The following is a 19,153-nucleotide window of genomic DNA, read 5'->3' as shown; positions in this document are numbered from 1 at the left end:
ACCATGAACTTCAAAGATACCCTCGACACCCTGCCGGCCATCGACCACCTCGCCGCGCTGGAACTGCTGCACGGCGACGAGATCGTCGCGCGCATCGAGAACAAACCCGGTCAGGCCGGCAGCGTGCGCGTGTATCACGCGCTGTATCAGGAATTCGGCGCCATCGATGCCATCGCCGCCGACAAGGGCCTGCGCCTGTATGCCGAGCACACCGCCGATGCCGAAGCCTTCCCGGGCAAGCACCCGAACATCGATCGGCTGATCGCGCAGATCGACGGCGGCACGCCGCTGGCGGTGCGGCTGATTGCGGCCTGAACGTTATTTAGCCAATAGAAAAAGCCGCTGAATCAGCGGCTTTTTTTTCGACCTCATCCCGGCAATCTCACCGCGACATACTGGCCGGTGAAGCGCATCGCCTCGCTCGTCCCGTCGCCAACCGACGCATGCACCGTCAGCCGGGCCCGGCCGCGTCGCGCCAGGGTCTGGCGGAAGCGCACCAGTTCGTCATCGCTCACCGCGGTGACCTGCGAAACCAGCCCGGTCTGCAGCGGCTGGACGAAATGCGCGTTGCCCGACTGGATCACCACGTCGAACGCGTCACCGGCAAGCACGCTGACGTAAAGCCAGCCGGCGATCGTCGCCAGGGTCGACAGGCTGCCACCGAAGGCGGTGCCGTGATCGTTGCGGTTGGGATCGAACGGCGCGTGCAACTGCCACGCCCTTGCATCGCCGACCAGCCGGACATCCATCGCCGCGAGCAGCGGAAAACCGCTGTGCAGCCGCTGGGTCCAGCGATCGGCGAAATCGCTCACTTATGCGAGACCGGGTGCTTGGGCGGCAGGAACAACGCCGCGATCTGTTGCCCGCGCTTGGGCAGCGTCGGCAAGGGCTTGGTCGGCAGGGCGACTTCGACGTCGCCACGATGACGCACGGGCGCCGCAGCGGGTGCCGGCGCGGCGGCGCGGGCTTCAACGCTGTCACGGCGGGCTTCCGGATGACGGCGCTCGCCCCGATTCGGCCGTTCGGCCTGAACCTGGATCGGCGTCGTGCCCGGCGAATAGCCCGGCACCGGCGTCAGCGGCAGTTCTTTCTTGATCAGCTTCTGGATCAGCGCGTAGGCCTTGTCCTCGCCCGGATCAACCAGCGAGATCGCCACCCCGGTCGCGCCGGCGCGACCGGTACGACCGATGCGATGGACGTAATCCTCGGGGTTGTTCGGCAGCTCGAAGTTGACCACATACGGCAGCTCGGAAATATCCAGCCCGCGCGCGGCGACGTCGGTGGCGACCAGAATCTGCAGCGTGCCATCCTTGAAGCGTTGCAGCGTTTCCAGTCGCGAGCGCTGATCGCGGTCGCCGTGGATCGCTTCGCAATCGAAACCGCCGCGCTTGAGCTCGCGCGCCACCGAATCGGCGCCCTGCTTGGTGCGGTTGAAGACGATGACCTGGCCCATCTTGTGGGTGCGGATCAGGTTCGCCAGCAGTGCCGGCTTGCGATGCGTCTCGCACGGGTGCATGACCTGCTCGACGTTGTCGTTGGTCGCGTTCTGGCGCGCCACTTCGACGAGTTCCGGATTGTTGAGGAACTCGGCCGAGAGTTTCTTGATTTCGGCCGAGAACGTCGCCGAGAACAGCAAGGTCTGCTTGCGCTTGGGCAACATCGAGATGATCTTCTTGATGTCGAGAATGAAGCCCATGTCGAGCATGCGGTCGGCTTCGTCGAGCACCAGAATCTCGACCTGCGACAAATTCACCGATTTCTGCTGCACGTGATCGAGCAGGCGGCCCGGCGTGGCGATCAGCACTTCAACCCCGGCACGCAGCGCCGGAATCTGTGCCTTGATGTCGACACCGCCAAACACGATATGGCTGCGCAGCGGCATGAACTGCGAATAGGTTTTGACGTTCTCGCCGACCTGATCGGCGAGTTCGCGCGTCGGCGTCAGGATCAGTGCACGCACCGGATGCTTGGCCGGCGACACGCTATTGCTGGCGTAGGGCGCCAGCAGCGTCAGGATAGGCAAGGTGAACGCGGCGGTTTTGCCGGTACCGGTCTGCGCGGCACCGAGCAAGTCACGGCCGGCGAGCACCAGCGGAATGGCTTTGGACTGGATCGGCGTCGGGGTTTCGTAACCCATGGCCTCGACGGCCTGCTGTACTTCCCGGGCCAAGCCCAGGGTCGAAAAACTCATTAGCGGTCTGCCCTGCGGTTGCTGCGGGCAAAATGCGCCAACAGCTTGAAAGAAAGGCAGAAATGTACACCCAAGCCATGCGCGCCGCATCCCCAATTGGCACATTCTGCGCTCTTGGGGTGCCATGCGGCGGCAATCGCCACAACATTGAAAGGAAAATGACAGCAACTTGCGCCACAGGCCGCTCGCCGATTTGCTTCTACCGCTCTACACTGCCGGTATTTTCAGCAACAGGAGTCTCGCCCCCATGTACGAAGCCGCCCGCCAACACCTCTCCACGGTGCGAGACTGCCTGCGTTTTGCCGTGAGCCGCTTCAACGATGCCGAGCTCTCTTACGGCCACGGCACCGACAACGCTTTCGACGAAGCCGCCTATCTGTTGCTGGCGACGCTGAAGCTGCCGATCGACAAGCTGGATCCCTTCCTCGAAGCAAGGCTGCTGCCGTCCGAAGTCGACCGCGTGATTGAAGTGATCCGCAAGCGCGCCGAAGAACACGTGCCAACCGCCTACCTGACCAAGGAAGCCTGGCTCGGCGATTACAAGTTCTACGTCGACGAGCGCACCATCGTGCCGCGCTCGTTCATCGCCGAGCTGCTGTTCAACGAAGCGCTGGAGCCGTGGATCGAACACCCGGAGCTGGTCCACCGCGCACTCGACCTGTGCACCGGCTCGGGCTGCCTGGCGATCGTGCTGGCCGATACCTTCCCCGACGCGGCGATCGACGCCGTCGACCTGAGCCCGGATGCGCTCGACGTCGCCGAGCTCAACATCACCGACTATCACCTTGGCGAACGCATCGACCTGCTCGACGGCGATCTGTTCGAACCGGTCACCGGCGAAGTCTACGACCTGATCATTTCCAACCCGCCCTACGTCGACGCGCCGTCGATGGACGAGCTGCCGAACGAATACCGCCACGAGCCAGCCATGGCGCTCGGCAGCGGCGAGGATGGCCTCGACATCACCCGCAAGATCATCGATCAGGCCAGCGCCTTCCTCAACCCGCGCGGCGTACTGGTGGTCGAGATCGGCCACAACCGCGACGTACTGGAAACGCTCTACCCGCAACTGCCGTTTGTCTGGCTCGATACCGCCAGCGGCGATGGCTTCGTGTTCCTGCTGACGCGGGAAATGCTGGTCGAAGCCGGGCTGTAATCGGCGGCTTTACCCGGCAATAAGAAAACGCCATCGCTCACCGCGATGGCGTTTTCTTATTCAGCCCCTCAGCTCAGCGCATAGCGGACCAGCCCCGCCAGCGCGCACAGCCCCAGCACCGGCATCATCCCCAAGCGCTGACTGAACAGCGCCGCCGCCGCCAGCAGCGCCAACACCACCGCAGGCCAGTCGGGAGCCGACCACACACCAGCAGGCCAGAACACGTGCCAGGCGAAGAACAGCGCCAGATTGGCGATCACGCCGACGACCGCCGCGCTGATCGCCGTCAGCGGCGCCGTGAGCCTGAGGTTGTCGTGCGTCGATTCGATCAGCGGCCCGCCGGCGAGGATGAACACGAACGACGGCAGAAAGGTGAACCACGTCGCCACGCAGGCGCCGATCACGCCGGCGAGGAAAGGATCGATCCCGGCGTGCTGCCAAGCACCGACAAAGCCGACGAAGGCCGTCACCATGATCAGCGGCCCCGGCGTCGATTCACCCAGCGCCAGGCCGTCGATCATCTGCGGCGCGCTCAGCCACTGGTAGTGCTCGACCGCCGCCTGATACACATAGGGCAGCACCGCATAAGCACCTCCAAAGGTCAGTAATGCCGCCTTGCTGAAAAACAGCGCCATCGGCGTGAACACCCGATCAAAGCCATACACGGCCACGACGATGCCGATGACCAGCGCCCACAGCGCCAGCCCGATCGCGGCGATGCCGGCCAGACGTCGCCACGAGAACCGCGCCCACGCCGGCGGCGGGGTATCGTCGTCGATCAGCGCCGGCCAGTGCTCGCCGGCCTTGGCCGCATGGCCGCCGCCGCTGCGGAACCAGCTCGGACGCCAGTGCCCGCCCAGGGCACCCAGCAAGGCCGCGGCAAGAATGATCGCCGGGAACGGCAAGCGCAGCACGGCGATCGCCAGCAGCGCCGCAATCGCCAAGGCCCACAGCGCGCCATTGCGCAATACCCGCTTGCCGATCCGCCACGCCGCGAACGCGACCACCGCGACCACCGCCGGCTTGATTCCCCACAGCAAGGCCGCCACCGCCGGCACCGCGCCAAAGGCCATATAGCCCCACGACAGCCCGATCAGCAGCGCCAGCGACGGCAACACGAATAGCGCCCCGGCCGCGATGCCGCCGCGCGCGCCGTGCAGCAACCAGCCGATGTAGGTCGCCAACTGCTGCGCCTCCGGCCCCGGCAGCACCATGCAGTAATTGAGCGCGTGCAAAAAGCGCTTCTCGGAAATCCACCGCCGCATTTCGACCAGCTCGCGATGCATCACCGCAATCTGCCCGGCCGGGCCGCCAAAGCTGATACAGCCGAGCTTGAACCACCAGATCAATGCCACGCCAAATGATGGCGCGGCCGGCGCGGCGCGCTCCGCCTGTTGTTGCCTCTCCATGTATGCCTCCTGTTTTTTTGCGCGCAATCCTACGGAATACGTGTTCTGCCGGGAAAGGCTTTTCCATGCCCAAGAAATAACCGGCAGCGATAAACGGCGGGCACCACGCCCACCTGTCCGCTTTGGGCTGAAGCGGCGGGCACGCTTGCTATGTTCAAGCTATCCCCTGGACGACCCCTGACGAGACGGGGCTACACGCAGCCGCGGTTTCGATCATTCAACACACCCGCTCCCAAGCATTGCCAAACAACACGGAGCACATCATGAACAAGTCCGCACTTTGCATCGGCATCAACGACTATCCCGGCGTCGATAGCGACCTCTCGGGCTGCATCAACGATGCCAACGACTGGGCCGCCGAATTGCAGCGGCGCGGTTTTGCGGCGACCTTGCTGCTCGATGCCGACGCCAGAAAACAGGCCATGGTCGACGCGATCCGCCGGCACATCAGCGCTGCGCGCGGCGGCGACGTGCTCGTCATCACCTATTCCGGCCACGGCTCGTGGGTGCCCGATCAAAACGGCGACGAACCCGACAGCCGCGACGAGGTACTCTGCCCACACGATATCAGCCAGGGTCAGGTACTCAGCGACGACGAACTTTACGACCTGTTCGGCGAGCGTGAACGCGGCGTGAAGATCGTCTTGATCGCCGATTCCTGCCATTCGGGCACCGTCGCCAAGCTGGCGCCACCGCTCGGCGATGGCGGCCGCGGCAAGGCCCGCTTTCTCGCGCCGGAGACCTTCCTCGACGCATCGGCGCTGGCGGTGGCGAAAAGCCGTACAGCGGCGCCAGCCAAACCGGCGCGGCCGTTCGGCGCGTTGCTGATGGCGGGCTGTCGCGACATCGAGTACAGCTACGACGCGCAGTTCGGCGGCCGGCCCAACGGCGCGTTCACCTATGTCGCGCTGCAGGCGCTGAAGGCCGCCCCGGCGCGCTACGGCGACTGGTTCAGGGCGATCAGGCAATCGCTGCCGAGCCAGAACTACCCGCAGACGCCGCAGCTCGGTGGCACGCGCTCGCAGAAACAGTGGCCGGTTCTGGGCTGAGACGGAGGGCATCATCATGACACGGACGCTCTTGCTCAACGGCCACGACGGGGCCGACGTCGCCGCGCTGAAACGGGCGCTGCTGGATCGGCTGGCAACGCTCGGTATCGACCCGGCACTGTTCCCGGGCCTGAATAGTGGCGACGGTTTCGACACCGACACCGGCGCGGCGCTGCGCCAATGGCAGGGTGCAGCCGGCTTCGCCGCCGACGGCATCGCCGGCCCGCGCGTGCTCGGCGAACTCGGGCTGCTGCAGCTCAAGCAACCCGCGGCGCAGGTCAATGTTGCGACGGTGCGGCAGATGTTTCCGGCGACCAAGGCCTCGAACATCGAGCGCAACCTGCCCTACGTGATGGCGGCATTGTGCGCCGCTGGCCTGACCGACCGCGAGCTGGTCTGCATGGCGCTGGCGACGATCCGCGCCGAGACCGAGGGCTTCCTGCCGATCAGCGAGGGCGTGTCGAAGTTCAACACGGAACCCGGCAGGCCGCCATTCAGCGCCTACGATCCGGGCACAGGGCCCGGCAAGAGGCTGGGCAACACGGTATCCGGCGACGGCGCGCGCTTCAAGGGCCGCGGCTATGTGCAACTGACCGGGCGCGACAACTACACCCGCTTCGGCCAGCAGCTCGGCATCGACCTCGTCGGCCAGCCCGATCTGGCCAACGCGCCCGAGGTCGCCGCCAGCCTGCTCGCGGCCTTCCTCGCCGCCAAGCTCGACAAGCTGCGCGACGCGCTCGCGGCCGACGACCTGAAGGCGGCGCGCAGGCTCGTCAACGGCGGCAGCCACGGACTCGACCGCTTCAGCGATGCGTACCGGCGCGGCATGCGGGCGCTCGCGCCGGTCAGGGCAAGCCGTGGGGCGGCGGCCAAGCGCGCCGCGACATTCACGCTACCCAGGCTCGACGTCGTCCGCGACGGCGTCGACCTGCGCGACCGGCCGTACCAGCCGCGCGTGCAGGCGCTGCCGCCACAGTATCCGGACGATGCCGACGTCGCCGCGCTGCTGCCGGCGTACGCCAAGGCCGGGCTAGTGCTGAACCAGGGACAGGAAGGCGCATGCACCGGCTTCGGCCTCGCCTGCGTGATCAACTATCTGCGCTGGCGCGGCAACGGCGCCAAACCGATCGATTCGGTCAGCCCGCGCATGCTCTACTACTTCGCACGCCGCTACGACGAATACGACGGCGAGGACTACGAGGGATCGAGCTGCCGCGGCGCGCTCAAGGGCTGGCACCGCCACGGTGTCTGTCTCGAGCACGACTGGCGCTACGGCGACGGCGAGGACACGTCGCCGAATCCGGGCTGGATCGACGCTGCGCTGGAAACCACTCTCGGCGTCTACTACCGGATCGATACCAAGGCGCTGGTCGACCTGCAGGCGGCGATCCTCGAGGTCGGCGCAATCTATGTCTCGGCGTACACGCACGACGGCTGGCAGCAGCTGCCGGTGGGCAAGATGCCGAAGAAACACGCCGACCTGCCGGTGATTGCGTTCGACGGACGGCCGTCGCTAGCGAACGGTCACGCCTTTGCACTGGTCGGCTTCAACCGGACCGGCTTCATCGTGCAGAACTCGTGGGGCCAGCACTGGGGCGCCGGCGGCTTCGCCGTACTGGGCTACGGCGACTGGCTGGCCAACGCGATGGACGCCTGGGTCGCCGCCACCGGCGTACCGGGCAACCTCTCGGGGCAGCGCGTGCCGAAGCCGCATGCCGACGGCGGCCTCGCCGGCGCGACGCAGGCGAACTGGGATGACGAGACGACCGCCCTGCACAGCATCATCTGCGGCAACGACGGCCGGATCGCCCGCTTCATCGCCGAGGACGAAATCCAGCGCACCCTGCTCAACCAAGTGTGCACGCTGCCCGACCGCTGGTTTCGCAGCCAGCCGGGCGACACCAAGAAGCTGGTGCTGTACGCGCACGGCGGACTCAACAGCGAGGAGGTCGCGCTCGCGCGGGCCCGGGCAATGGGCCGATTTTTCACCGGTAACGGCTGCTACCCGCTGTTCCTGGTCTGGAAAACCGGGCTGTTCGAGTCGCTAGCACAGATCTTCGAAGACCATGTCGACCGGATACGCCCGGGGCCGGCCGGCGCCGCGCGCAGCATCAAGGACTGGTTCGCCGACCAGCACGACGCGATGGTCGAAACGGCGATCGGCCGCCCGGTCGGCCGGCCGATCTGGAGCGAGATGAAGGAAAACGCCGCGTTCTCGGTCGAGCGCGGCCGCGGCGGCGACCTCTTGGGGCTGGCGCTGCAGGAGCTGGCGCAGACCTGGGGCGAGAAGCTGGAAATCCACCTGATCGGCCATTCGGCCGGCGCCATCCTGCTCGGCCACCTGCTCGGCCGGTTTGCGCAGCTCGACCTCGAGCAGCGGCTCGCATCGATCCACCTGTACGCGCCGGCTTGCACGGTGGCGTTCGCCAACCGCCATTACACGCCGCACGAAGAACTGATGAAGCGGATGCAGCTGCACATCCTCAGCGACGGCAACGAACGCGACGACACCGTCGCGCAGCTCTACCGCAAATCGCTGCTCTACCTGATCAGCAACGCGCTCGAACCCGACAAGCGCACGCCGATCCTCGGGCTGGAGAAGGTCTTCGCGGCAAACGGCTCGGCCGAGCGCGACTGGGACGGCTCGTCGGGCAGCTTCGATGTCGTCAACGACTGGCACCGCGCCTGGAGCGACTCGGGCGGCACCAAGCGGCTGCATGTCTACCGCGATCCGACCGTCAACATCGCGCTCAACCCGGGCGGCAAACCGGTCACCACCGGCACCACGCATGGCAGCTTCGACAACAATATCGACGTGATCGGTCAGACCTTGCAGCGGATCACCGGTACGCCGCTGGCGCTGCCGGTCGACGACCTGCGTGGCTACTGAGCGCCACGGGCCGAGCAGGGCTAGGGCGGTGGCCTATGCTGAGACGGCCGGAACCATCGGGTCACGCGATGGACCAAGCGCCTTGGGCGGAAACCGGCTCCGCCCGTGATCCCGTCAGGAGCCCCTCATGATCGTCACCACCACCGCCACGCTCGAAGGCCACAAGATCAGCCGTTACTGCGGCATCGTCACCGGCGAGGCCATCCTCGGTGCCAATGTGTTCAAGGACCTGTTCGCCGGCATCCGCGACCTTGTCGGCGGCCGCTCGGCGACGTATGAAAAGGAGCTGCAGAAGGCCCGCGACATCGCGCTGCAGGAGCTGCAGGAACGCGCCGCCGCGCTCGGCGCCAACGCGGTGATCGGCATCGACCTCGACTACGAGGTGCTCGGCCAGAACAACGGCATGCTGATGGTCTCGGCCAGCGGTACCGCCGTCGTCACCACGCCGGCCTGACCGGCAGCGCCTTACTCATGAACACGCTGAACGCATTCGGCAGGTAATCGCCGAACGGCCCGCAGCGGGCAAAACCGTTGCGGGCATACAGCGCATGCGCGGGCAGGAAGGCCGGCGACGAACCGGTTTCCAGATTGATCCGCGCATAGCCACGGCGCTCTGCCTCGTTCAGCAGTACGGTCAGAACCGCTTGGGGCACGCCCTTGCGCAGATGCGCCCGCGCGGTGCGCATCGACTTGATCTCGCCGTGATCCGCGCCCAGCGATTTCAGCGCGCCACAACCGAGCAGCGCATCGCCGTCCCACGCGGTCCAGAACGTCACCGCCGACCCGCTCAGCCCCCGAGCAATGCAGTGCACTTAATGTGTACTTTTCCAACAGGATACGACTCATCTGCTCTCTGATTATTTACTTTCCATTTGCTTACAAATAAAATTGACTCTTTGTCAATAAGTTGGTCAATCATGTTTAAATTCAGTTCAATACAAATCCTGTTGGCGTACTCACTGAGTGTCAGCGCGGGACCAACTCTCGCCTTGACATTGCAAGATGAAATGGCAAATGCCATCAGAGCAGGATATAAAGAGAGAGGCATTGACTTAACCGATGAGCAAGTAAATGCCATGGTACAAAAAAGCATGGGAAAATTGATGAAGCCCGTCGCCACCTCATCTGATATTCAAGAAAAAAACACGCACCCCCTTATTTCAGAAGCTGCATTATCGGATGCCATAAAAAAAATGTCCGGCGCATCAGCCCCCCTTAAAATAGAAGAACGAAAAGACGGCTTTATTGTCAATGGCACACCTTACGTCGATGCAGAAGGAAAAATAAAATCCTATGCATTTGATGTTATTAATGGCGACATCACTTACCTTGTAGAGCAGAGCAAAAACAAACAATCAGCAAAATATATAAAGGCAGGCAGCAGCGACGAAGCAATTGAAATTGCTTCAGGGACAAGAGAAAATGGTATTTGGAGTATAGTTACTACATCCGGTAAAAAACTATCCGGCGAAATTTTCAGCCCAATGCCACGCGGGGTATTGCTTGGACGCGAGTCCGCCGTTGTTCGGTATACCCCGGGACAAGGAACAAAGACATCGGCGCTGCCAGAAGGCTATGCGCTGGCACCATTGCAACATGGCAATGTTGGCGCAACCGGCTATGTGCTGCTTGAGGTCGCCAGCGCCTCAGAAAAAAAAGATTCAGCAAGCGGCCTGCTTGACTCCGTAAAAAATCTTGGTGCCATTTTCGGAATCAACGAAAAAAGCGATTACGCGCTATTCAATCTCGACACTAGAAATATATACCCGCTAAACATTTCCTCCAACGGAAAGAACATTCACACTTACAGTCAGTGCTACCAGAAGAAATTAGGGATAAACGTTTGCGACCAAATGTTCAGCTTTGAATCGCTATACTCAAAAACTGGCAAAAACATGACTCATTATTATTGGTTGGCCGACTGGCAAAAAACCAACAAAGGCCCAGTTTTGGTCGCAATGGAAGGAGGAGGAAAGGCAACCGCAATTAATTTAAGCACAGGAAAAAAAGTCTTGGCATACGAACGCACATTAGGAATATCGACCTTCGACAGCAAGGTCAACCCAGATGGCTCGATGTCACTGAGAACTGGATGGATTGCAGACATGAAAGACATTCCAGATGTGTCTGCCTTCATCAGCGAGCAACCGGAATTACTCATAAAGACCGCAGAAAAATAATCGTCCATCTCCGCATAAAAAAAAGCCAAAAAATACTTGGCTTTTTTTTATCAAAACACCCGCTTACATCGCCTCAAGCACGTCGATGCCCAACAAGCCCAGACCGGTCGACAGCGTCTTGCCCGTTGCAGCGCACAGCGCCAAGCGGCTGGCGCGGATCTCGCCTTCGGACTTGAGCACCGGGCAAGCTTCGTAGAAGCGGCTGAACCTGGTCGCCAGCTGATACAGATAGGCGCAGAGGAAGTGCGGGCAGGTGTCGGCCGCAACCTGTTGCAGCAGCTCGGGGAATTGCGCCAGCTGCAGCGCCAGTTGGTGCTCGGCCTGCTCGGTGATCGCAATCGGTGCGTGCGCGTCGAATTCGCCGGCCTGACGGAAGATGCTGGCGACGCGGGTGTAGGCGTATTGCAGATACGGCGCCGTATTGCCCTCGAAGCTGAGCATCGTGTTCCAGTCGAAGATGTAATCGCTGGTGCGGTGCTTGGAGAGATCGGCGTACTTGACCGCGCCGATGCCGACCACATGCGCCACATGGCGGCGGGTGGCTTCATCCAGATCCGGGTTCTTGCTGCTGACGAGATCGAACGCGCGCTGTTCGGCCTCGGCCAGCAGCTCGGCCAGCTTCACCACGCCGCCGGAACGGGTTTTGAACGGCTTGCCGTCGTCGCCCATCATCGTGCCGAAGGCCACGTGTTCGAGCGAGAGCGAGGCTGGCGCGTAGCCGGCCTTGCGGGCTACGGTGAACATCTGCTGGAAGTGCAGCGCCTGGCGCGCATCGACCACGTACAGCGCGCGGTCGGCCTTGAGCTTGCCGGCGCGATAGCGCACCGCGGCCAGATCGGAGGTCGAATACAGATAGCCGCCGTCCTGCTTCTGCACGATATAGGCCTGCGGCTCGCCGTCCTTGTTCTTGAATTCGTCGAGGAACACGACCTGCGCGCCCTCGGATTCGGTCACCAGACCTTGCGCCTTGAGGTCGGCAACCACCGGGGCGAGGTCGTCGTTGTAGGCCGATTCGCCCATCACGTCATCGCGCGTCAGTTGCACGCCGAGCTTGGCGTACACGGCCTCGCAATGCGTCAGCGATACATCGAGGAAGCGCTCCCACAGCGCGCGCACGCGCACGTCGCCGCCTTGCAGCTTCACGACGTAATCGCGGGCACGCGTGGCGAAGGCTTCGTCGGCGTCAAAACGTACCTTGGCGGCACGGTAGAAACCTTCCAGATCGTCGAGCGCCAACGCATCGTCGGCACCGCCTTCTTCACGCTCAACCAGAAACGCCGTCAGCATGCCGAACTGGGTGCCCCAGTCGCCGACATGGTTCTGTCGCACCACGTCGTGGCCCTGGAAATTGAGTACGCGGGCCAGCGCATCGCCGATGATGGTCGAACGCAAATGGCCGACGTGCATTTCCTTGGCGAGGTTAGGCGACGAGTAGTCGATCACCACTTTTTGCGCCGCAGCGGCGCCTGCGCCCAGGCGCACATTGGCCTGCTGGCGGGCGACCTGCGCGGCGAGGAATTCATCGGCCAGGGTGATATTGATAAAGCCCGGGCCGGCGATATCGATCTTGCTGGCGATGCCGGCGAGATCGAGTGCAGCTATGACCTTAGCGGCCAGTTCGCGCGGATTCTGTTTCAGCTTCTTGGCCGCGCCCATCACGCCATTGGCCTGATAGTCGCCGAACTCGGGTCGCGATGCCGGTGCAACCGCGGGCGGCGCATCGGGCACGCCGACAGCGGCCAGCGCTGTGGCCACACGGGTCGAGATCAGTTCGTGAAGGGTCATCGGGAGCTTCCTGGTAAGTGCGATTTCGTCGAATAGCGCATTTTACCTGAGAACCCGAGCCCGCTTCGCCGCCTGCGGCATCCGGCGTGAATAGCTGACAGGCCAGACGGCGGTGCCTCGGCGCGTATGCGCGCTCGGGCCGGCGTACAATGGCGCCCTTCCCGCGATTCAAGCTCCCCGATGTCCGCCACCCCGCTTTCCGTCCTCGAACACGTTTTTGGCTACCACGCCTTCCGCGGCCAGCAAGGCGAGATCGTCGAACATGTCGCCAACGGCGGCGATGCGCTGGTGCTGATGCCCACCGGCGGCGGCAAATCGCTGTGCTACCAGGTGCCGGCGCTGCTGCGCGACGGTTGCGCCGTGGTGGTGTCGCCGCTGATCGCGCTGATGCAGGATCAGGTCGATACGCTGAAGGAACTCGGCGTCGCCGCGGCCTTCCTCAATTCGACCGTCGATCTGGATACCGCGCGCGAAATCGAGCGCGATTTTCTCTCGGGCACGCTCAAGCTCTTGTACGTGGCGCCCGAGCGACTGATGACGCCGCGTTTTCAGGGGCTGATCAAGAGCGGCAAGGTCTCGCTGTTTGCAATCGACGAGGCGCATTGCGTCTCGCAATGGGGTCACGATTTCCGCCCCGAATACCTGCAGCTGTCGATCCTGGCCGACGATTTCCCCGGCGTGCCGCGCATCGCGCTGACCGCCACCGCCGACCACGCCACGCGCGAGGAAATCGCCGAACGGCTGCGGCTGATCGATGCGCGCAAGTTCGTTTCCAGTTTCGATCGCCCCAACCTGCGCTACACCATCGTCGAGAAACAGAACGGCCGCGATCAGTTGCTGTCGTTCATCCGCCGCGAGCACGAAGGCGAATCGGGCATCGTCTATTGCCTGTCGCGCAAAAAGGTCGAAGACACCGCCGCGTGGCTGCGCGAAAAACAGATCCGCGCCTACCCCTATCACGCCGGGCTAGATGCCTCGACCCGTGCCAATCACCAGAAGATTTTCCTGCGCGACGACGGTGTGGTGATGGTGGCGACCATCGCCTTCGGCATGGGCATCGACAAACCCGACGTGCGCTTCGTCGCGCATCTGGATCTGCCCAAAAGCATCGAGAACTACTATCAGGAAACCGGCCGCGCCGGCCGCGACGGCCTGCCGGCGAACGCGTGGCTCACCTATGGGCTGAACGACCTGATGCTGCTGACGCAGATGATCGAAGGCTCGAACGCGCCCGATGAGCAAAAGATGGTCGAGCGCCGCAAGCTCGACGCGATGCTCGGTTTCGTCGAGGCGACCGACTGCCGCCGGCAGACGCTGCTCGGCTATTTCGGCGAGGCAATGCAGCCCTGCGGCAATTGCGACAACTGCCTGAACCCGCCCAAGCTCGTCGATGTGTCCGACGCGGCGCGCAAGGCGCTGTCGTGCGTATTCCGCACCGGCAACCGCTTCGGCGTCGGCCATCTGGTCGACGTGCTGCTCGGCAAGGACAACGCCAAGGTCCGCGAGCACTGCCATCAGACCGTGTCGACCTACGGCATCGGCAAGGAGACACCCGAAGCAACCTGGCGCGCGGTGTTCCGCCAACTTGTCGCGCGTGGCGCCTTGCAACTGGCCGCCGAGAGCCGTGGCGGGCTGGCGCTGTCCGATGCGGCACGGCCGATCCTCAAGGGCGAGGTCGACGTGTTCCTGCGCGCGCGCAGCGAGAAATTCACCGCCAAGAGCCGCGACGCCGGCTTCGACAGCCCGGCGGACGACACGCTGTGGCAGGCACTGCGCCGCAAGCGCAAGGCACTGGCCGACGATCAGAACGTGCCGGCCTACGTGATCTTCGGCGACGCAACGCTGAAGGAAATGGTCCGGCTGCGCCCGGCCGACCATTACGAACTCGGCCGCGTCACCGGCGTCGGCGATCGCAAGCTGGAGAAATACGGCGACGATTTCCTCGCGGTGATCGCCGCGAACTGATCCCGCGCAGCGCCGGGTGCACGGTCAGCCGTCGCCCCGTTGCCGCATCCGCTTTGCCGGCGCCGCAACGAGCAACTAAGGTGGTTGCATCCCCCCGGCTTCATCCGCCTCGAAGGAGGAACGATGAACGCAATGATGCACGCCATCCTGTGCACGATCCTGCTGCTCGTTTTCGGCCAAGCCGTCGCCGCCGATGGCGAGGCCGGCCCGGCACCGTTCAAGCAGGAAGAACTCGAACAGCTCGTCGCACCGATCGCGCTCTACCCCGATTCGCTGCTCGCGCAGGTGCTGATGGCATCGACGTATCCGCTCGAGATCGTCGAGGCGCAGCGCTGGCGGCAAGCCAACCCGAACCTCAAGGACAAGGCGCTCGAAGACGCACTGCAGAAGCAAGGCTGGGACGCCAGTGTCAAGTCGCTCACCGCGTTCCCGCAAGTACTGCAGATGATGAACGACAAGCTCGACTGGACGCAGAAACTCGGCGACGCGTTTCTCGCGCAGCAGAAAGGCGTGATGGATGCGGCGCAACGGCTGCGCGCCAAGGCGCAGGCGCAAGGCAACCTGAAGTCCGGGAAGGAACAGACGGTGAGCACCGATACGGGCAGCGGCTCGACCACCGTGATCAAGATCGAACCGGCGCAACCCGAAGTCGTCTATGTGCCCACCTACAACCCGACCGTGGTCTACGGCCCGTGGCCGTATCCGGCCTACACGCCCTACTACTGGTACCCGCCCGGCTACGTGGCCGGCGCAGCCTTCTTCTCGTTCACCGCTGGCGTCGTGGTCGGCGCGGCACTCTGGGGCGGCTGCAACTGGGGGCGTGGCGACGTGAACATCAACGTCAATCGCTACAACAACTTCAATCGCACCAATATCAGCAACAACCAGTGGAACCACAACGTCGACCACCGCAGGGGCGTACAGTACCGGGACAACGCGACCCAGCAGCGCTATCGCGGCACCCGTCAAGGCGCCGACAGCCGCGAGGCGTTCCGCGGCCGCGCCGATCAGGAACGCGGCCAGTTGGGTAACGTGGACAAGGGATCGCTGCGCGAGCGGCCCGGCGCCGGCCAGGACCGTCAGGTCGGCACCCGTGACACGCGGAGTCCGTCGCAAGGCGGTTCCGACCGTGGCTCAAGTGCAGGCGCATTCGATCATCGCACCACAACGGCGACCGACCGTGGCACACGCCGGGATCAGGCTGGTCAGCGCAACAACTCCTTTCAGCATATGGATCGTGGCAGCATGGCCCGCCAGGACAGCCTGCGTGGCGCCTCGAGCCGTGGCCAGATGAGCCGCCCTATCCCCAGCCGCGGCGGCGGCCGCCGCTAACCGGAGAGCGCCCCCATGCCTGCCAAGCACGTTGTGACACCGCGACTCCTTTCGTGGGTGGCATCTGCGCTACTGCTTGCGACACCGGTACCCGGTATCACGGCAAACCGGTACGCCACGCCGGATGCAGCTGCAAAAGCCCTGCACGAAGCAGTCCAGTCCGGCAGCCGGGCGACGATGTTGCAGGTGCTTGGCAGCAAGGCCGAGCCGCTGATCGACTCTGGCGATCCGGTCGCCGACAGGCACGGCCGTGAGCAGTTCGCAAACGCATACCGGGCCCTCCACGAGGTCGAACGCATTGCCGACGACCGCGCGACGCTGGTGATCGGCGACCATCGCTGGCCGTTTCCGATTCCGATTCGCAAGGTCGACGGCCAATGGCAGTTCGATGCAGCCGCCGGCCGGGAAGAGCTGATCAACCGCCGGATCGGCCAGAACGAAAATGCGGCGACTCAAGCCATACTCGCCTACGTCGATGCCCAGCAAGAATACTACCGCCGCGACCCCGACCGATCCGGCCTGCTGCATTACGCCCAGCGCTTCGTCAGCACGCCGGGCAAACGGGACGGCTTGTACTGGCCGGCCGATGAAAGCGGCGAAGCCAGCCCGCTTGGCGAGCTGTACGCCGACGCAGCGCTGCAGGGCTACGGCAAGACCCGGAACCAGGCGCAGACGCCGTACCACGGCTACTACTACCGCATCCTGGCGGCCCAGGGGCCGAACGCCAGGGGCGGTGCGTATGACTACGTGGCCCAGGGGAAGATGCTCGGCGGCTTTGCGCTCGTTGCCTGGCCTGCAAAGTACGGCGTTTCCGGCGTCATGACTTTTGTCGTCAATCAGGACGGCAAGGTTTTCGAAAAGAACCTTGGCGCGCAAACGGCCACCGTCGTCAAACGGATCTCGCGTTTTGACCCCGACGACAGCTGGAAACCCTTGCCGCAGTAGGCGCTGCGCCGGGCCTCCCCGACGGATCACGGCAATCTTGATCTTTGTCACAATCCGCTATTTTCACGCAGCACACGGTTGACAGCGCCGCCGATGCGGCCTAGATTTGATTCGTTGTGCGCAGCCCCTAAGTGGCTGATGGCGCAAGGATTTCTGCAAACGGGAGCGGCGTGCCGCTCCCGTTTTTATTGGGGCCCCCGTTTTTTTTCAACACGCAGACTGCGCGCTCGAACACTGTTCCGGCGTGCAGGCCCGGTGCAAACCCGGTTCATGCCAACGGAGAGGAATACACCCGATGTCCATCGTCACCATCACCCCAGAACTCAATTACGGCGACGTCTATCTCGTGCCGCAAAAAACCATCGTCGACAGCCGCAAGGAATGCGACACGTCGGTACAGTTCGGCCCGCGCCGCTTCACCATGCCGGCGTACGCGTCGAACATGAAGAGCGTGATCAACGAAGCGACCTGCCGCTACTTCGCCAGCCGTGGCTGGTTCTACACCATGCATCGCTTCAATATCGACCCGGTGGTTTTCTGCCGGCAGATGCACGACGACGGCTTGTTTGCATCGATCTCGATCGGCGTCAACGACGACACCTATGGCCAGCTCGCCGAACTGCGGGCCGCCGGTATCAAGCCCGAATACATGACGCTCGATATCGCCAACGCCTGGTGCGTGAAGGCCGAGCGGATGATCGCGCATGTGAAGAAACTCTTCCCGAGCACCTTTTTGATCGGCGGCAACGTCGCAACGGCCGATGCCGCGCGTGATCTGGAAAGCTGGGGCTGCGATGCGATCAAGGCCGGCATCGCCGGTGGCCGCGTCTGCATCACCAAGAACAAGACCGGCTTTCACCGGCCGATGGTGTCGACCACGCTCGACTGCGCCGCCGCGGTGAAGGTGCCGGTGATCGCCGATGGCGGTGTCAACGAACACGGCGATATCGCCAAGGCATTGGCTTGTGGTGCGACCATGGTCATGGCCGGCTCGCTGTTTGCCGGTTACGACGAGTCGGCCGGTGGGCTGATCGAGATCGACGGCCAGCATTACAAGGAATACTTCGGCAGCGCATCCGAGCACAATAAGGGCGCGTATATGAACGTCGAGGGCAAGAAGATTCTGGTGCCCTATCGGGGCAGCATAGACAAGCTCTTGATCGAGCTGCAGGAAGATCTGCAGTCGTCGATCAGCTACGCTGGCGGCCGGGATCTGGCGGCGCTGAAGGGCACGCCGATGGTGAAGGTCAGTCGCTAGGTCACGGCCAAACGTGGCGGAGCAAAAGTAGCCCCGCCGCGCAATGGCTTATTCACAAGACAGGCGGCTCGGCGGCGGCAAGAATGCCGCCGATGCGCTTTATCGTCCCCATACTGCTTTCCCTTGCGCTCACCGCCTGCGGTGACGACGCCCCCCGAGATCTCCAGCTCGAACTGCAAAAAATCGCCCGCCACGAGGCGACCAAGGCGCTCGCCCGGCTCGGCGACCAGTTGCTGCAAAACCTGCCGCAATCACCCGATTCGGCCACCGGCGCCGCGCCGCTGGTGAGCCGTGCCACCGAGGTCGGCCACCGTGACTTCGTCCACGCCAAGAAGGTGCTGCCACGCATTTTTACCGGCGAGTTGCACGAAGAGTTTTACTGCGGCTGCGACTACACCGACAAGAAGGTGAACTGGGCCTCCTGCGGTTTCAAGCCACGCAAGAACCCCGAGCGCGCCGCGCGGATCGAATGGGAGCACATCGTGCCGGCGTGGAATCTGGGCCACCAGCGCCAGTGCTGGCAACAGGGCGGCCGCAAGCAGTGCGCCGGCAACGATCCGGTGTTCCAGACCGCCGAAGGCGATCTCGTCAACCTGGTGCCTGCGGTTGGCGAGGTCAACGGTGATCGCAGCAACTTCGGCTACGGCGCGTGGACACGCAATCCAACGCCGATGTACGGCCAGTGCCAGACCATCGTCGATTTCCAGCAGCGCCGCGCCCAGCCGCGCGAAGAAGTGCGCGGCCGCATAGCCCGCACCTATCTGTATATGTACGAGCGCTACGGTCTGACGATGAGCCGGCAGGAAAAACAGCTGATGTGCGCGTGGGCCAAGACCTATGCCGTGGATGGCTGGGAAACCGAGCGCGACCGCCGCATCACCCGCATCCAGGGCAACGGCAACCGCTTTGTCTCCGACCCCAAGGCCGCTGCGGCCGTCTGCGCAGGCTGAGCGCTACGCCGCGCGTTGCCCCTCGGAGTTGGACCAGCGCCGG

The 19,153-nt window shown here is 63.7% G+C and carries 16 protein-coding genes; 11 read left to right on the top strand and 5 right to left on the bottom strand.

The features are described from left to right. Nucleotides 1-3: 3 nt before the first annotated feature. Nucleotides 4-315, top strand: a complete 312-nt coding sequence (locus JLC71_RS00605; RefSeq protein ID WP_200916759.1) for a DUF2322 family protein — start codon at nucleotides 4-6, stop codon at nucleotides 313-315. A gap of 53 nt (nucleotides 316-368) precedes the next feature. On the opposite strand, the gene JLC71_RS00600 is transcribed toward JLC71_RS00605, so the two are convergent. Both JLC71_RS00600 and JLC71_RS00595 read right to left on the bottom strand, forming a co-directional pair. Then, nucleotides 369-812: a YiiD C-terminal domain-containing protein gene (locus tag JLC71_RS00600; RefSeq protein WP_200916758.1), complete on the bottom strand. Its 444-nt coding sequence runs from the start codon at nucleotides 810-812 to the stop codon at nucleotides 369-371. Continuing rightward, nucleotides 809-2,191, bottom strand: coding sequence for a DEAD/DEAH box helicase (locus JLC71_RS00595; RefSeq protein ID WP_200916757.1), 1,383 nt, complete (start codon nucleotides 2,189-2,191; stop codon nucleotides 809-811). The genes JLC71_RS00600 and JLC71_RS00595 overlap by 4 nt, the downstream gene beginning before the upstream one ends. 247 nt (nucleotides 2,192-2,438) lie before the next feature. Between JLC71_RS00595 and prmB the strand changes: the two genes are divergently transcribed. Beyond that, nucleotides 2,439-3,347 carry a 50S ribosomal protein L3 N(5)-glutamine methyltransferase gene (prmB, locus tag JLC71_RS00590; RefSeq protein ID WP_200916756.1) on the top strand — a complete coding sequence of 303 codons (909 nt, stop codon included), beginning with the start codon at nucleotides 2,439-2,441 and terminating at the stop codon, nucleotides 3,345-3,347. Between the two features lie 68 nt (nucleotides 3,348-3,415). On the opposite strand, the gene chrA is transcribed toward prmB, so the two are convergent. Continuing rightward, a complete protein-coding gene (gene chrA / locus JLC71_RS00585) occupies nucleotides 3,416-4,756 on the bottom strand; it encodes a chromate efflux transporter (RefSeq protein ID WP_200916755.1) in 1,341 nt (446 codons plus the stop codon). 263 nt (nucleotides 4,757-5,019) lie between these two features. Between chrA and JLC71_RS00580 the strand changes: the two genes are divergently transcribed. The 3 genes from JLC71_RS00580 to JLC71_RS00570 all read left to right on the top strand — a co-directional run bounded on the left by JLC71_RS00580 (nucleotide 5,020) and on the right by JLC71_RS00570 (nucleotide 9,149). Continuing rightward, nucleotides 5,020-5,805, top strand: a complete 786-nt coding sequence (locus JLC71_RS00580) for a caspase family protein (RefSeq protein ID WP_200916754.1) — start codon at nucleotides 5,020-5,022, stop codon at nucleotides 5,803-5,805. A gap of 16 nt (nucleotides 5,806-5,821) precedes the next feature. Beyond that, nucleotides 5,822-8,695: a peptidoglycan-binding protein gene (locus tag JLC71_RS00575; protein ID WP_200916753.1), complete on the top strand. Its 2,874-nt coding sequence runs from the start codon at nucleotides 5,822-5,824 to the stop codon at nucleotides 8,693-8,695. Between the two features lie 127 nt (nucleotides 8,696-8,822). Continuing rightward, nucleotides 8,823-9,149, top strand: a complete 327-nt coding sequence (locus JLC71_RS00570; protein ID WP_070530856.1) for a heavy metal-binding domain-containing protein — start codon at nucleotides 8,823-8,825, stop codon at nucleotides 9,147-9,149. Here the strand turns inward: JLC71_RS00570 and JLC71_RS00565 are convergent. After that, nucleotides 9,133-9,471: a GNAT family N-acetyltransferase gene (locus JLC71_RS00565; protein WP_200916752.1), complete on the bottom strand. Its 339-nt coding sequence runs from the start codon at nucleotides 9,469-9,471 to the stop codon at nucleotides 9,133-9,135. The two genes, JLC71_RS00570 and JLC71_RS00565, sit on opposite strands and share 17 nt — an antisense overlap. 141 nt (nucleotides 9,472-9,612) lie before the next feature. Here JLC71_RS00565 and JLC71_RS00560 point away from each other — a divergent pair, with 141 nt between their 5' ends. Then, nucleotides 9,613-10,875, top strand: coding sequence for a hypothetical protein (locus JLC71_RS00560; protein ID WP_200916751.1), 1,263 nt, complete (start codon nucleotides 9,613-9,615; stop codon nucleotides 10,873-10,875). Nucleotides 10,876-10,938: 63 nt separating this feature from the next. Here the strand turns inward: JLC71_RS00560 and argS are convergent, their stop codons facing one another. Further along, on the bottom strand, nucleotides 10,939-12,660 hold the full coding sequence (gene argS / locus JLC71_RS00555) for an arginine--tRNA ligase (RefSeq protein ID WP_200916750.1): 1,722 nt from the start codon (nucleotides 12,658-12,660) through the stop codon (nucleotides 10,939-10,941). Between the two features lie 180 nt (nucleotides 12,661-12,840). Between argS and recQ the strand changes: the two genes are divergently transcribed. The 5 genes from recQ (at nucleotide 12,841) to JLC71_RS00530 (ending at nucleotide 19,110) form a co-directional block, all read left to right on the top strand. Continuing rightward, on the top strand, nucleotides 12,841-14,625 hold the full coding sequence (recQ, locus tag JLC71_RS00550) for a DNA helicase RecQ (RefSeq protein ID WP_200916749.1): 1,785 nt from the start codon (nucleotides 12,841-12,843) through the stop codon (nucleotides 14,623-14,625). A 123-nt stretch (nucleotides 14,626-14,748) separates the two neighbouring features. After that, nucleotides 14,749-15,957, top strand: coding sequence for a DUF3300 domain-containing protein (locus JLC71_RS00545; protein ID WP_200916748.1), 1,209 nt, complete (start codon nucleotides 14,749-14,751; stop codon nucleotides 15,955-15,957). 15 nt (nucleotides 15,958-15,972) lie between these two features. After that, nucleotides 15,973-16,902 carry a DUF2950 domain-containing protein gene (locus JLC71_RS00540; RefSeq protein ID WP_200916747.1) on the top strand — a complete coding sequence of 310 codons (930 nt, stop codon included), beginning with the start codon at nucleotides 15,973-15,975 and terminating at the stop codon, nucleotides 16,900-16,902. A 295-nt stretch (nucleotides 16,903-17,197) separates the two neighbouring features. After that, on the top strand, nucleotides 17,198-18,160 hold the full coding sequence (locus tag JLC71_RS00535) for a GMP reductase (protein WP_200916746.1): 963 nt from the start codon (nucleotides 17,198-17,200) through the stop codon (nucleotides 18,158-18,160). A 92-nt stretch (nucleotides 18,161-18,252) separates the two neighbouring features. Then, nucleotides 18,253-19,110: an endonuclease gene (locus JLC71_RS00530; protein ID WP_200916745.1), complete on the top strand. Its 858-nt coding sequence runs from the start codon at nucleotides 18,253-18,255 to the stop codon at nucleotides 19,108-19,110. Nucleotides 19,111-19,153 lie beyond the last annotated feature (43 nt).

Origin of the sequence: Jeongeupia sp. HS-3 (assembly GCF_015140455.1) — a bacterium.
In the GTDB taxonomy this organism is placed as follows: Bacteria; Pseudomonadota; Gammaproteobacteria; order Burkholderiales; family Chitinibacteraceae; genus Jeongeupia.
This window is presented reverse-complemented; position numbering and strand designations above follow the sequence as displayed.

Bases quoted from the DNA above. Each gene is read 5' to 3' on its own strand.
- JLC71_RS00570 (WP_070530856.1), top strand. From the start codon at position 8,823: ATGATCGTCACCACCACCGCCACGCTCGAAGGCCACAAGATCAGCCGT.
- argS (WP_200916750.1), bottom strand. From the start codon at position 12,660: ATGACCCTTCACGAACTGATCTCGACCCGTGTGGCCACAGCGCTGGCC.
- prmB (WP_200916756.1), top strand. From the start codon at position 2,439: ATGTACGAAGCCGCCCGCCAACACCTCTCCACGGTGCGAGACTGCCTG.
- chrA (WP_200916755.1), bottom strand. From the start codon at position 4,756: ATGGAGAGGCAACAACAGGCGGAGCGCGCCGCGCCGGCCGCGCCATCA.
- recQ (WP_200916749.1), top strand. From the start codon at position 12,841: ATGTCCGCCACCCCGCTTTCCGTCCTCGAACACGTTTTTGGCTACCAC.
- JLC71_RS00595 (WP_200916757.1), bottom strand. From the start codon at position 2,191: ATGAGTTTTTCGACCCTGGGCTTGGCCCGGGAAGTACAGCAGGCCGTC.
- JLC71_RS00535 (WP_200916746.1), top strand. From the start codon at position 17,198: ATGTCCATCGTCACCATCACCCCAGAACTCAATTACGGCGACGTCTAT.
- JLC71_RS00530 (WP_200916745.1), top strand. From the start codon at position 18,253: ATGCGCTTTATCGTCCCCATACTGCTTTCCCTTGCGCTCACCGCCTGC.
- JLC71_RS00580 (WP_200916754.1), top strand. From the start codon at position 5,020: ATGAACAAGTCCGCACTTTGCATCGGCATCAACGACTATCCCGGCGTC.
- JLC71_RS00540 (WP_200916747.1), top strand. From the start codon at position 15,973: ATGCCTGCCAAGCACGTTGTGACACCGCGACTCCTTTCGTGGGTGGCA.
- JLC71_RS00605 (WP_200916759.1), top strand. From the start codon at position 4: ATGAACTTCAAAGATACCCTCGACACCCTGCCGGCCATCGACCACCTC.
- JLC71_RS00545 (WP_200916748.1), top strand. From the start codon at position 14,749: ATGAACGCAATGATGCACGCCATCCTGTGCACGATCCTGCTGCTCGTT.
- JLC71_RS00575 (WP_200916753.1), top strand. From the start codon at position 5,822: ATGACACGGACGCTCTTGCTCAACGGCCACGACGGGGCCGACGTCGCC.
- JLC71_RS00560 (WP_200916751.1), top strand. From the start codon at position 9,613: ATGTTTAAATTCAGTTCAATACAAATCCTGTTGGCGTACTCACTGAGT.